The sequence below is a fragment of the Phyllobacterium myrsinacearum genome (assembly GCF_014138285.1).
GTDB lineage: Bacteria > Pseudomonadota > Alphaproteobacteria > Rhizobiales > Rhizobiaceae > Phyllobacterium > Phyllobacterium myrsinacearum_A.
This window is the reverse complement of sequence record NZ_JACGXN010000007.1, coordinates 118,068-130,948: the sequence shown is the minus strand read 5'-3', so window position 1 is coordinate 130,948 and position 12,881 is coordinate 118,068. Positions and strand designations below refer to the sequence as shown.

Annotated in this window: 11 protein-coding genes; 4 read left to right on the top strand and 7 right to left on the bottom strand. The window is 59.0% G+C overall.

The features are described 5' to 3' along the window. Window positions 1-2: 2 nt before the first annotated feature. The 5 genes from FHW16_RS19610 to FHW16_RS19590 all read right to left on the bottom strand — a co-directional run bounded on the left by FHW16_RS19610 (window position 3) and on the right by FHW16_RS19590 (window position 5,688). Window positions 3-2,009: a CocE/NonD family hydrolase gene (locus tag FHW16_RS19610; protein ID WP_182551111.1), complete on the bottom strand. Its 2,007-nt coding sequence runs from the start codon at window positions 2,007-2,009 to the stop codon at window positions 3-5. 195 nt (window positions 2,010-2,204) lie between these two features. Further along, window positions 2,205-3,044, bottom strand: coding sequence for an ABC transporter permease (locus tag FHW16_RS19605; protein WP_246711862.1), 840 nt, complete (start codon window positions 3,042-3,044; stop codon window positions 2,205-2,207). Beyond that, window positions 3,044-3,757, bottom strand: a complete 714-nt coding sequence (locus FHW16_RS19600) for an ABC transporter permease (protein ID WP_182551110.1) — start codon at window positions 3,755-3,757, stop codon at window positions 3,044-3,046. Before FHW16_RS19600 ends, FHW16_RS19605 begins: the two co-directional genes overlap by 1 nt. Window positions 3,758-4,023: 266 nt before the next feature. Beyond that, window positions 4,024-4,803, bottom strand: coding sequence for a transporter substrate-binding domain-containing protein (locus FHW16_RS19595; RefSeq protein ID WP_182550970.1), 780 nt, complete (start codon window positions 4,801-4,803; stop codon window positions 4,024-4,026). Between the two features lie 60 nt (window positions 4,804-4,863). Next, entirely contained in the window at window positions 4,864-5,688 is an 825-nt protein-coding gene (locus FHW16_RS19590) for an ABC transporter ATP-binding protein (protein WP_246711861.1), read from the bottom strand. A 170-nt stretch (window positions 5,689-5,858) separates the two neighbouring features. Here FHW16_RS19590 and FHW16_RS19585 point away from each other — a divergent pair, with 170 nt between their 5' ends. The 4 genes from FHW16_RS19585 to FHW16_RS19570 are packed head-to-tail and all read left to right on the top strand — an operon-like array spanning window position 5,859 to window position 10,154. After that, a complete protein-coding gene (locus tag FHW16_RS19585) occupies window positions 5,859-6,731 on the top strand; it encodes a dimethylarginine dimethylaminohydrolase family protein (protein ID WP_182550969.1) in 873 nt (290 codons plus the stop codon). Continuing rightward, a complete protein-coding gene (locus FHW16_RS19580) occupies window positions 6,728-7,384 on the top strand; it encodes a TetR family transcriptional regulator C-terminal domain-containing protein (RefSeq protein ID WP_182550968.1) in 657 nt (218 codons plus the stop codon). The genes FHW16_RS19585 and FHW16_RS19580 overlap by 4 nt, the downstream gene beginning before the upstream one ends. Further along, a complete protein-coding gene (locus FHW16_RS19575; RefSeq protein ID WP_182551108.1) occupies window positions 7,384-8,571 on the top strand; it encodes a pyridoxal phosphate-dependent aminotransferase in 1,188 nt (395 codons plus the stop codon). The genes FHW16_RS19580 and FHW16_RS19575 overlap by 1 nt, the downstream gene beginning before the upstream one ends. Further along, window positions 8,568-10,154 (top strand): 5-guanidino-2-oxopentanoate decarboxylase, encoded by a 1,587-nt coding sequence (locus tag FHW16_RS19570; RefSeq protein ID WP_182550967.1) that lies wholly within the window; start codon window positions 8,568-8,570, stop codon window positions 10,152-10,154. Before FHW16_RS19575 ends, FHW16_RS19570 begins: the two co-directional genes overlap by 4 nt. 30 nt (window positions 10,155-10,184) lie before the next feature. On the opposite strand, the gene FHW16_RS19565 is transcribed toward FHW16_RS19570, so the two are convergent. Then, window positions 10,185-11,609: an aldehyde dehydrogenase family protein gene (locus FHW16_RS19565; protein ID WP_182550966.1), complete on the bottom strand. Its 1,425-nt coding sequence runs from the start codon at window positions 11,607-11,609 to the stop codon at window positions 10,185-10,187. Between the two features lie 328 nt (window positions 11,610-11,937). Continuing rightward, the gene (locus FHW16_RS19560; RefSeq protein ID WP_182550965.1) at window positions 11,938-12,873 is read right to left on the bottom strand and encodes a dimethylarginine dimethylaminohydrolase family protein; all 936 of its coding nucleotides are present in this window, start codon (window positions 12,871-12,873) and stop codon (window positions 11,938-11,940) included. Window positions 12,874-12,881: the final 8 nt, after the last annotated feature.

Here is a 12,881-nt window from a genome sequence, read left to right as displayed (position 1 = left end):
AATCATATGTACTGACGCGCGATCGTCTCGGCGAAGTTTCGCTCGAAAACCAGTTCGTCATTTTCGTAGGCTTCAATGCGGCCGGTCAGATGGAAATTTTGTTGATCTGACCGCATCGTCGTGAACGTTTCCGTCCGAACGCGCCATTCATCGCGGCCGGACAGTTCCGTCCAATGTGTCTCGCCACGGGCGGAAAGCGGATCATCCGCATGGATCTCCCAGCGTTCGCGCGCAACACTGCCATGGATGAGACCATGCTCCCTGTCCCGCGCCTCACCAAAATCATCCATGATCGACAGGATGATCTTGCCGCTGACCTGATCGTGCTCGATAAGGCGGCTGTTTGTGCCCTCGCGCAATATATCGAGCTGCCAGGGCGATGCCGCTTCAGGTTCCGGAAAGGTCCATTCATCCCCGGTGGCCAGATCCCGCGATGGCAGATCGAGCGCGCCCGCATGCAGTGTCAGGTTTACGGCTTCCGGCGATGGCCAGACCATCGGCCAGTAGCTGGATGAAACAGCAACGCGCAGCCGGTGTCCGGCAGGAATGCGGTAAGCGATATCGTCGAGCTTGAATTTGATTTTTACCGTTTCGCCCGGTGTAAGGGCCTCCGGTTTTTCATGGCTGTTACGATGACACAGGTTGAATACGCCGTAGGTGATGCGCGTCGACGCGCCATCCGGGTGCACATCGCACAGGCGCACGGCAACCATGGCAACGGGCTTGTCGCTGGACAGCGTCAGGCTGATTTCCGGGGCGCCGACAATATCAACAGCCTTCTCAAGGATATCACTGTCGTAACAGACCGACAGAGCATCATCGCGGCGCTGATCGCCGGGAAGTTCCGGGCCAAGCCAGATGGCGCAATATTCGCCGCCCATCATCCCGCAATCCTGCGGCGAAGCGACGAGATGGGAAAAATCCCCGGCCCGCTTCGCGCCCAAAGACTTGTCAGCACCCAGATTGAGGATTTCGCTGCGGATCGTCTTGGACGGCCATTGCTGTTCGGCGATCCAGTAACCCGGACGCTCCGTGTACCAGCTTTTCGGGCGAACCGAATCCATGAGATAGCCGCGATACGCCGGATCGTTCTCAACACCGGTATCGATGTCCTTCAGCCAGCGGTCCCACCAGCGCAATGCTTCCTGCAAGAAGCCGATGCGCGGTTCCGGCACGGCGAAATGCGGATATTTGTGCACCCATGGGCCGATAATGCCTTTGACGGGTGCCTTTATGCTCTCCATGAGGCGCGGCACAGCATTTTTGTAGGCATCGCCCCAGCCGCCGACGGCCAGCGTGGCAGCTTTGACCGCAGAAAAATCCTCGCAGATCGAGCCGCGCTTCCAATAGGCATCGCGTGTCTGGTGCATCAGCCAGACAGCGGGCAGGAATGGTTCATGATCGAGCCGGTCCAGCCACATGCTGCGCCACTTGTCGCCGACCAGCATCGGATCGGGCGAGCGGGACGAATAGGCGAGCATGGTTGCCCCCCATCCCAGATTCTCGTTGAGCAGGAGCCCGCCCTTGTAGTGGATGTCATCGGCATAGCGGTCATCGGTGGAGCACAGCGTGATGATGGCCTTCAGCGCTTCGGGCTGCAGCGCGGCCACCTGCAGCGAATTGAAACCGCCCCAGGAGATGCCCATCATGCCGACTTTGCCTGATGACCACGGCTGCGCCGCGATCCATTTGATTATTTCGCAGGCATCATTCAGCTCCTGAACCGAATATTCGTCCTCCATCAGCCCTTCAGAATCGCCGTTGCCGCGCATGTCGACGCGCAGGCAGGCATAGCCATGCCCGGCAAAATAAGGGTGAGTGAGATTATCGCGCGCCGTCGTACCATCGCGCTTGCGATAGGGCAGAAATTCGAGAATGGCGGGAACAGGGTTTTCAGTGGCATCTTCGGGCATCCAGACCCGGGCCGACAGGCGGCACCCATCGGGCAGTACAATGCCCAGATCGGCTTCTTCTTTCACTTGGTGCTGAAATGTTTCGACTGTCCGCATTATCATCTTTCGTCCTCACAGCGGACCTGAAAACAGATAATGCACACCGGGCAGAACACCCGGTGAAAACATGAATCCCATTTTCTCGTCTTTGCGAGGTGTTCCTTTTTATAACTCACTATGCGCATCAGTCCGGCTATGCGGACCAAACACTTGCGACATATGTGCCGTCATTTGCGTCACGATGAAAAAGTCTCATCCGAGCCTCGATGGAATGAGCTTTTCCAAGCGCCGGAAGAGGAAAACAATGATGCCGGTTATGACGAGATATCCGGCAGCCAGCAGCAGAAGCGGCTCATAGGTGATGTAGGTATCCTGTCTTATCCGCGAAGCAACGGAATAGAGATCAACGACCGTAATGGTCGCAACCAGAGGCGTGGATTTCAGCTGCAGAACGGCTTCACCCGCCAGTGTCGGCAAGGCGCGGTGAATGGCCTGAGGCAACCAGATGCGGCGAAAAATGGTAAAACGGCGCATACCGAAGGCGCGGGCCGATTCCAGCTGTCCTTTGGGCACACCGGCAAAAGCCCCGCGCATGACCTCGCCCTCATACCCTGCATAGGACAGGGAGAGCGCGAGAACGGCATAGGGCCAAGCCTGCCGCAGATAGGGCCAGAGTTCCGAACTGCGTATCCACGGATATTGCGGAAACAGTGAGCCGAGACCGTAATAGAGCAGCCAAAGCTGCAGCAGCAGCGGCGTGCCGCGGATAACGGTGCAGAACACCCGCGCCGGTACCGCCAGAACGGCAGGTCCCGCGGCCTGAGCCAGTCCAAGCGGCACGGCCAGCAGAAAGCCGATGATCACCGTCACAACCAATATCCAGATCGTCCGCCACAGGCCCTGCAGGATCAGATCGCCATAATTGGGCAGCCAGTCCCAGCGCATGAAAAAAATGGCGGACGCTACAAGCGCAAGGCCGATCAGGATGAGGACGATGCGGTGGGGCGGCAGTCTGCGTGCCTGACCGCTTGTGTCCTTGTCCTTGTGGATCGGAAATGTCTCGATCGGTGTTTCCAGCGGCGTCTCGGTCATCACCGCGCCTCCTTGACCGAAGGCATGCCGCGGCGTGCCCATTGCTCGACCTTGGCGAGGATGACATTGGAAAACAGAGTGATGGCAAGATAGAGGATACCGGCGGCAATGAAGAACAGGAAATACGCCTTTGTCGTGCCCGCTGCCTGCCGGGTAACGAGCGTCAATTCGCTGAAACCCACGACTGCAAGCAGCGCTGTATCCTTGGTCGAGATCAGCCACAGATTGGCAAGCCCCGGCAGTGCATGCGGCAGCATGGCAGGCAGGGTGATGCGGCGCATCATCATAACAGGCGACATGCCATAGGCCCTTGCCGCCTCGATTTCACCTTGCGGAATGGCCTTGATGGCGCCGCGCAGCACTTCGGTTGCGTAAGCGCCCTGGACGAAACCAAGAACCACGATACCCGCGACAAGTCCGCTGATATCCACACGCTGATAGCCGAGGCCTTCCAGCACACGATTGATCATGTCGGTGCCGGCATAATAGAGCAGCAGGATCAACACCAGTTCCGGCACGGCGCGGACGATGGTGGTGTAGATCGCGGCGATATCGCGCACCAGTGGGCCGCCATAGAGCTTGCCATAGGCACCGACGGTGCCGATGAGCAAGCCCATGCCAAAAGCTCCCAAGGCGATCTGCAGCGAGTTCAACAACCCACGCAACAGATTACCGCCCCATCCCGGCGGATTGGGAGACAGAAGGTCAAACATACCGGCTATTGCGGCAGGAGCAATCGATGCGTCGGCCAAGCGATCCTCGATTCAAAACAATGCGTTACCATTCTCGCGTGGTTCGAAGTGCGTGGTTCGACAAGCTCACCATGAGGGAGAGCGAGGACTTCAAGGAGCCAAGTCCTGCAAGATTGCTCATACCGCAATGTTTCCGGTTGGCCCTACAGCACCACTCTCCCTCATGGTGAGCTTGTCGAACCCCGAATTACACACCACGACCCACGCACCACAATCCGGCCAGCGGCTCAACCGCCATAAATATCGAAGTTGAAGTACTTCTTCGAAATCTCGTCATACTTGCCATTGGAGCGAATCTCCTTGATGGCCGTATTGATCTTGCCTTTGAGTTCCGTGTCGCCTTTGCGCAGGCCAATACCAACACCGGGTCCAAGAACTTCCAGATCGGGCGCAACCGTGCCCTTGATCTCGCAACAGGCTTTGCCCGCATCGGTCTGGGCAAAAGTCTCGAGCGCCAGTGAATCGGCCTGCGTGGCATCGATGCGTCCGGCTGCCAGATCCTGATTGGCTTCGTCCTGCGTCTGGTATTCCTTGATTTCAGCGGCAGTGGCGCCAAAATGCTTTTTCGCATACGCCTGATGAATGGTCGAAACCTGTACGCCGATAATCTTGCCCTTCAGACCCTCCGGCGTGGCGTCCATCTTGACGTCCTTCGAGCCGAGTATAACCGTGGGCGTGTTGTAATATTTGTCGGAGAAATCGATCGTCTTCTCGCGCTCCGGCGTAATTGACATGGAGGCAGCGATCATGTCGATCTTCTTGGTCGTCAGCGCAGGAATGATGCCATCCCACGATACGGGTGTGATCACGCAATCCAGTTTGGCCTGTGCGCAGATGGCAAGGGCAACATCGACTTCCCAGCCTTCCCATTTGCCTGAAGCATCCGGCGAGGCGAAGGGCGGATAGGGTTCGGCGGCTATGCCAACCTTGACCTGTTCAGCACTGGCAACACCCATTCCGGCAACCAGCACAGCGGCGGCAACCGCTGATTTCAAGAAAGCTCGCATTCTTATCTCCTTTTCTCTTTATTGTTCCCCAGGATTATTCCCTGTATTTTCTCATGCAACTTATGATACAGTACGGATAAACTGCTTCAAACGTTCGGATTTTGGTGATCCAAACAATTCTTCCGGCGGCCCCTCTTCTTCGACGATGCCGTTGTGCAGATACATGACATGGCTCGCCACTTCCCGGGCGAATTTCATCTCATGCGTGACAAGAAGCATCGTCCGCCCCTCCTTGGCGAGATCACCGATGACTTTCAGGACTTCCCCGACCAGTTCAGGATCGAGCGCAGATGTCGGCTCGTCAAACAGCATGACACGCGGCTGGATGGCAAGCGCGCGGGCAATCGCGCCGCGCTGCTGCTGGCCGCCAGAGAGATAGGCCGGATAGACGTCACGCTTGGCCGAGAGTCCGACCCGCTCCAGCAATTGCTCGCCAATGGCCATGGCCTCGTCGCGCTTCATGCCCAGCACATGAACCGGCACTTCGATGACGTTCTGGATGAGGGTCATATGCTGCCAGAGATTGAAATTCTGGAACACCATGCCGAGGCGGCTGCGGATGCGCTCGATCTGGCGCCGGTTGGCCGGGTACTGCCCGCCTTCGCCATCGCTGATCATTTTCACGTCTTCGCCATTGATGCGAATGACGCCGCTCGTCGGGTTTTCAAGGAAATTGATACAACGCAGGAAGGTGGATTTTCCAGAACCGCTGCCGCCGATCATGGCGACCACGTCGCCGTCTTTGGCTGTCAGCGAAACGCCCTTGAGAACCTCAAGGGCGCCGAACTTCTTGTGCAGGTTCCAGACGTGGATGGCTTCGGCTCGTTCAGCCGTGACGGATTGGAGAGGGTCCGTCGCAACGGATGCGTGCAACGCCCCCGTCATTGTTGGGTTCCCGTGGGTTGTCGTGCACCTGCTGTCATGACACCGTTCATTTCTGCCTGTTTTGTCAGCATGAGGCGAAACTGCCTAATTTAGTGCATCACACCACTTGCGCTCTAATTATGCAAGCGTATAAATACTCTCATATGCAATTTTTACGAGAGAGCAGTCGCATGAGCGCATTCGGTTCCCAGTCCATGGCCCTTCCCTTGAAACGCGTCATCATGCGCATGCCTGACCGCGTCATGGCGGGCGCCGAACGGGATGTCTGGCATTACGGCCCGCAGTTCGATCCGCGCCGTGCGTCCGAACAGCACCGGGTCTTTGCCGATCTCGTGGCCCAGTCGGGTGCCGACATCACCTGGATCAGGGACGGCAATGATGGATTGTCGGATTCCGTATTCACCCACGACCCCTCCCTCGTCACAGACCAGGGCGCGATCCTGCTGCGCATGGGCAAACCCCTGCGCCTGGACGAAACAGATCTGCATCACGAAACCTATAGCCAGATGGATGTGCCGGTTCTCGGCCGCATTGTCGCGCCGGGCACCGTTGAAGGCGGCGATTGTGTCTGGGTCGACAGCAAGACACTGGCCATTGGTCGCGGCGTGCGCACCAATCAGGCAGGTATCGAACAGATGTCCGCCATTCTGGAGCCGCTTGGCGTCACCGTCCTCGGATTTGACTTGCCGCTCTGGCAGGGCGAAGAGGCTTGCCTGCACCTGATGTCGATCATATCGCCCCTCGCCGAAGACCTTGCATTGGTACACCTGCCGCTTCTCCCAGCCGCCTTCTACCAGTTGCTGAAAGAGCGGGGCATTCGCCTGATCGCGGCGCCGGAAGACGAATTTGCCGCGAGCAACGGACTTAATCTCAATGTGCTGCCAACTGCGCCCTATGAGGTGATCGCCGTGGCAGGCTTCGACAAGACCAAGGCCGCCATGGAAGCTGCGGGCTGCACCGTCACAACCTTTGAAGCCGACGCCCTGTGCATTGCCTGCGAAGGCGGCCCAACCTGCCTCACCCGCCCGGTCTTCCGGCAATGAATGCACAATCGGCCACACGCAAAACCTTTCGCCGTGAAGGCGAAGACAAGCGCCGCGAGGATCTGATCGCCGCGACGCTTGAATGCGTGGCCGAGCGCGGTCTTGCCGGTGCGACCGTGCGCGAGATCGCCCAGCGCGCCGATGTGACCGCCGGGCTGATCCGCTATTACTTTCCGACCAAGGATGACCTGATCGGCGCCGCCTATCGTGCCGTGATGAACCGCATGACCGTGCAGGCCAGCGATGCGCTGCAGAACGCTGCCGATGATCCCCGCTCCCGGTTGCAGGCCTTTGTCACCGCCAATCTGGGTGCCCCGATCATGGACCCGCACAATCTCTCGCTATGGGCGGGTTTCATTGCGCTCGTGCATGCTGACCCAGCCATGGCCACCGCCCACCGCGACGGCTATCTCGGTTTTCGCGATGAGCTGGAAATCCTGATCCGCGAGGCGCTGCGCGCTGCCGGAAAGCCCGCCGAGCGTATCCATACCCGCCGCCACGCCATTGCCATCAATGCGATCATCGACGGATTATGGTTGGAAGGCTGCCTTGCCGGCGATATTTTCGAGGATGGGGAATTGGCGGAGACCGGCGTTGCCGCTATTGAAGCCGTATTAGGTATATCATTACAAGCTGAAGGAGGCGCCCAATGATGCGCTATGCGTCTGTGACCGACCGTCTGGCCGGACTGGGATCGGATAAGTGGGCCGTGCATATCCGTGCGCGCGAAATGAAGCACGCCGGTCACGAGATCATTGAGCTTACCATCGGCGAACCTGACATTCCCACTCCGACCGATATGCTTGACGTGGCTGAACGGGCGATGCGCTCCGGCCGCACCGGCTATTCCAACGGCCGGGGTGAGCCCGGCGTGCTCGCGGCGCTGTCGGCAAAGTACACGGCGCGCACCGGACGGCCCATCGGCCCCGAACACATCCTGTGCTTTCCCGGCACCCAGACCGCACTGTCGCTCGTCATGCTTGGCCTTGCCGAAGAAGGCGACGAGATCATCACCGGCGATCCGCTCTATGCCACCTATGATGGCGTTGTGCGCGGAACGGGTGCTACCCGCGTGTCCGTGCCCCTGCGGCCGGAAAACGGCTTCCGCATGCAGGCAGCAGATTTGGAAAAGGTGATCACGCCGAAATCCAGGGTGCTGCTGCTCAACACCCCGCACAATCCGACCGGCGCAGTACTGAGCGAGAAGGAAGTGGCCGAGATCGGTGAAGTCTGCCGCAAACACAATCTGTGGATCGTGTCCGACGAGGTCTATGAGCTGCTGATTTTTGACGGCACGTTCGCCTCGCCGCTCGACCGGCCGGAACTGGCCGACCGGACCATTGCGGTTGCCTCCATTTCCAAATCCCATGCCGCGCCCGGTTTCCGCAGCGGCTGGTGTGTCGGTCCAGCCGAATTTACCCGAAAATTGCTGCCGTTGTCGGAGTCGATGCTGTTCGGCGTCCAGCCCTTCATTGCCGATATGACCGCCTACGCCCTCGGCAAGCCATCGGCAGCCGCTGCCACCATGCGTGAAAGCTATCGCCGCCGCGCCCAGCTGATCTCAAAGCGGCTCGACGGCATTGCCGGGATCGGTGCCGACGTGCCGCAGGCGGGCATGTTCATTCTCGCCGACATCCGCGCCACAGGACTGAGCGGCAATGATTTCGCCATGCGTCTTCTCGAAGAGGAACACGTGGCCGTCATGCCCGGCGAATCCTTCGGCGACAACCTCGCCGGTTATCTGCGTCTCAGCCTCAGCGTTGCCGATGATAAGATCGATGCAGCCTGTGCCGGGATCGTCCGTCTCGCAACCCGCCTCCAGCAACGGAAATCCGCATGACAACGGTTGGTGAAGCCCTCGTCCATCTGCTTGAATCCTATGATGTCGATACTGTTTTCGGCATCCCCGGCGTCCACACCATCGAACTCTATCGCGGCCTTGCTGCCTCAAAGATACGGCACATCACGCCGCGCCACGAGCAGGGCGCGGGCTTCATGGCCGATGGCTATGCGCGGGCAACCGGCAAGCCCGGCGTTGCCTTTGTCATTACCGGTCCCGGTATCACCAACACGATCACCGCCATGGGACAGGCGCGCGCCGATTCCATCCCCATGCTGGTGATTTCAGGCGTTAATCAGCGGGAGTCGCTCGGCAAGGGCATGGGTTTCCTGCATGAACTGCCCAATCAGCGCGCCATGCTGCAAACCGTTGCGATGTTCTCGCATCGTATTGAAAAAGCGGATGAATTGCCCATCGTGCTCGCCCGCGCCTTTGCGCTGTTTGCGTCGCGCCGTCCCGGTCCTGTGCATATCGAGATACCGCTCGATGTCATGGCGCAGCCACTGGATGACGCAACCCGCCAGATTTCGGACGCGCCGATCCCTCAGGCATCAGCGGAAACCATGGCTGAACTCACCCGCCAGTGCCTTGCGGCGGAACAGCCGGTTATCCTCATCGGCGGCGGCGCCAAAGCCGCTGCGGCGGAACTCAAGGATCTGGCGGAAAAGCTGGATGCGCCCGTGGTGGCGACCACCAATGCGCGCGGCATCCTGCACAATCACGCGCTGCTGATCCCGGCCAGCGCCAGCCTCACCGCGGTGCGCGATCTTCTTGCGGACAGCGATCTTGTCATTGCCATCGGCACGGAAATGGGGCCGACCGATTATGACATGTATGGTGATGGCGGCTTTCCCGAATTGAAACGTCTCGTGCGTATCGACATCGATGCCGGTCAGCTTGACCGCCGCCCAGCCTTCATGCCTATCGAAGCTTCGGCCAGGGAGACTGTAAGTGCACTCGCTGCGACATTGCCGGTACGGCGCAATACGAAATCCGGTGAAGACCGGGCACTCGCCACACGCGATGCGGCATGGGCTGAAATCGGCCCGAGGACACAGAGCCATGTGCGCTTTCTCAATATCCTGCGCGACACGCTGCCGGATTCGTTGATTGTCGGTGATTCTACCCAGGCCATCTATTCCGGCAATCTCTATTACGATCACGACCGCGTCGGCGGCTGGTTCAATGCAGCAACCGGTTTTGGTGCCCTCGGCTTTGGTCCGCCTGCTGCCATTGGTGCAGCGCTTGGCCAACCAGAGACATCGACGATCTGCATCGTCGGGGACGGCGGATTTCAGTTCGTGCTGGGGGAACTCGGCGCAGCGGTCGATGAGAGAGTTCCGGTTATTTTCATTGTCTGGAACAATCAGGGCTATCAGGAAATCGAGCGCGCCATGCGCGATGTCCACATCAACCCGGTGGGCGTGCGTCCTTCGGCACCCGATTACCTGAAAATCGCCGAAGCCTATGGCGTGGCTTCGCAGAAGCTGAAAACGCTGGAAGAACTGCCCGCCGCATTGTTGAAAGCCAAGACGAGCGGACAGCCATATCTGATTGAAATCGATGAAACATTGATCGGTTGATGGCATCTAGCCATCAACCATTTCCACCTGTCATGGCCGATGAATCGTCTTAACCTCGAGAAAGTCTTCCAGCCCGAATTTTCCACCCTCGCGGCCATTGCCCGACTGCTTGTAGCCGCCGAACGGGCTGCCATAGCGGTGTGCGCCGCCATTGATATGCACCATGCCGGCTTTCAACTTTGACGCCACCCGTTCCGCACGCTTCGCGTCACCCGTCTGCACATAGGCGGCGAGGCCGTAGGGCGTATCATTGGCGATGGCGATTGCTTCTTCCTCCGTATCGAACGGAATGAGCGAGAGCACCGGCCCGAATACTTCTTCCCGTGCAATGCGCATATCGTTGCGCACATCGGCAAAGATGGTCGGGCGGACGAAATAGCCGGTTTCATAGCCCTCCGGTTTGCCCGCACCACCGACCAGCACACGCGCGCCTTCGGAAATACCCGCTTCGATCAGGTTCTGTACCCTTCCATACTGGATATGACTGACAAGCGGGCCGATATGACCGCCTTCTTCCTGCGGATCACCGACCTGTGCCTGCCTGCCGGTGGCTTCGGCGATCTTGACCGCCTTGTCGTAGACGGAGCGCTGCACCAGCATGCGCGTCGGCGCATCGCAGGACTGGCCGCTGTTGTTGAAACATTCGAGCACGCTGCCCGCGACACGATCCTCCAGATCGGCATCTTCGAACACAATGTTGGGTGACTTGCCGCCGAGTTCCAGCGTGACGCGCTTGACAGTTTCGGCCGCATCCTTGCTGACGGCGATACCGGCGCGGGTGGAGCCGGTGAATGACATCATGTCGACGTCCTTGTGTTTGGACAAGGCAGCGCCCACCGTCGCGCCGTCGCCATTGACGAGATTGAACACGCCTGCCGGAAAGCCCGCTTCATCAACCATCTCGGCGTAAAGCAGCGCATTGAGCGGCGTGAACTCGCTTGGCTTCAGCACGCAGGTGCTGCCGGTAGCGAGAACCGGGACGACCTTCAGCGCGATCTGATTGATCGGCCAATTCCAGGGGGTGATCAGTCCGCACACGCCGATGGGCTCGCGCACCAGAAGATCGCCGTTCGGCAGTTCCTCTCGCATATGCAGATTTTTCAGAGCATCAATAAAGCCCTGAAGATGGCCGACGCCGACATCCGCCTGCTGCTGCGTGCTCATGGTGATCGGCGCGCCCAATTCCAGCGTGATTGTCTGCGCCATCTCGTCGTAGCGGCGCTTGTAGATCGCGAGCAGTTTTTCCAGAAGGGCCAGACGCTCTTCCACCGATGTCTGGCTGTAGGTCTGGAATGCTGTTTTCGCCGCAGCCACTGCGCGGTCGATATCCGCTGCGGTGCCCATGGAAATCACGGCGATCGGCTTTTCCGTCGCCGGGTTGATCACCTCGAGATCATTGGCCTTGAGAGGCGGCACCCATGCACCATTGATATAGAAATCCCGCTTGATGAGCATGTTCGCCTCCTTGTGAATGCTGTTCGTCCCGGAAATGGTATGGGGCTTTTCGCTTGGTTGCTAGAAGGAAAAACGACGGAAAGTTTATGTATGAACGAGTACGAGTGATGAGATTGTCGTTCTCACCCCCCTCTGGGCTGTCGCCCATCTCCCCCACAAGGGGGGGAGATCACATCGACATCAGGGATTTCGCGCTATTTTCAAAATTGCAAATTATGCGAAGGCAGTCATGAAGGCTGATCTCCCCCCTTGCGGGGGGCCGAAGGCGGGCGAGACCCGTGGCTCGCCCCGGTAGGGCGACAGGATAGAGGGGGGTGAAAATCATCTCTCACTCCGCTGACCGTAACAGCGCCTGTGCCATGCAGTGTATCCCACCGCCGGTTTTGGAAATCTCGCTCATATCCACTGCCGCCACTTCAAATCCGCGCGCGCGCAGCTTGTCGATCAGGGTCTTGCTCGACGTCGGGGCGATAATCCTGTCCTTACCCAGCGACATGAAATTGCATCCCAGATTCATCGTATCCTGAAACGGTACGTCGATGATCTCGTGACCCTTGGCTTTCAGCCAATCGACGATACCCGGCTCCGTGCAGGCGAGGCATACGGCCGTCAGTTTCGGCGCAATCGGCACCACCATCAGATCGATATGGACGTAGTATTCGTCGATGAAGGCAAGGCGTGTCTCCCAGCCCTCCTTGCGGAACCATTCCTCCACCTGCCGGGCACCCTCTTCCTGCGTGCGGGCACCGCCGCAGCCGATGAGGACACAGCCCTCCTCGATCACGTTGAAATCGCCACCCTCGAACGTGCCAGCAGTCACCATGTCGTAGATCGGAATGCCAAGCTTTTCATAGGTGCGGATCGCAGCGTAGTTTTCGCCGCGCCGCCACCAGTTGGCCATGGCGGTAATGATCGCGCCATAGGGCGTCATGACACTGGAATCGCGGGAATAGACCTGCATCGGCAGTTCCGGTTCGGGTTCGTGCCAGTGGATTTTCACACCGAAATGTTCGTAGGCGGCGACCAGTTCCTTGTGCTGGGCCTGTGCGGCCTGAATGTTGCACGGTGCCTCGCGCAGATGCTTGCGTGACAGCGAGCTGGTCGCCATGTGGCGCAGAAATGCGGGCGAGCCCAAAAGTACATCGGTCAGCGGGTCGGTTTCGTTGCGAAAACCCCAGCCTTTCAGCGGCGCGGTGCCGCCGTTCGGGTTGCGGCGCTTCAGTGTGAAAGCATCGCTCTCAAACCCCTGTTCATGGCGTGTCATTGGTCCGT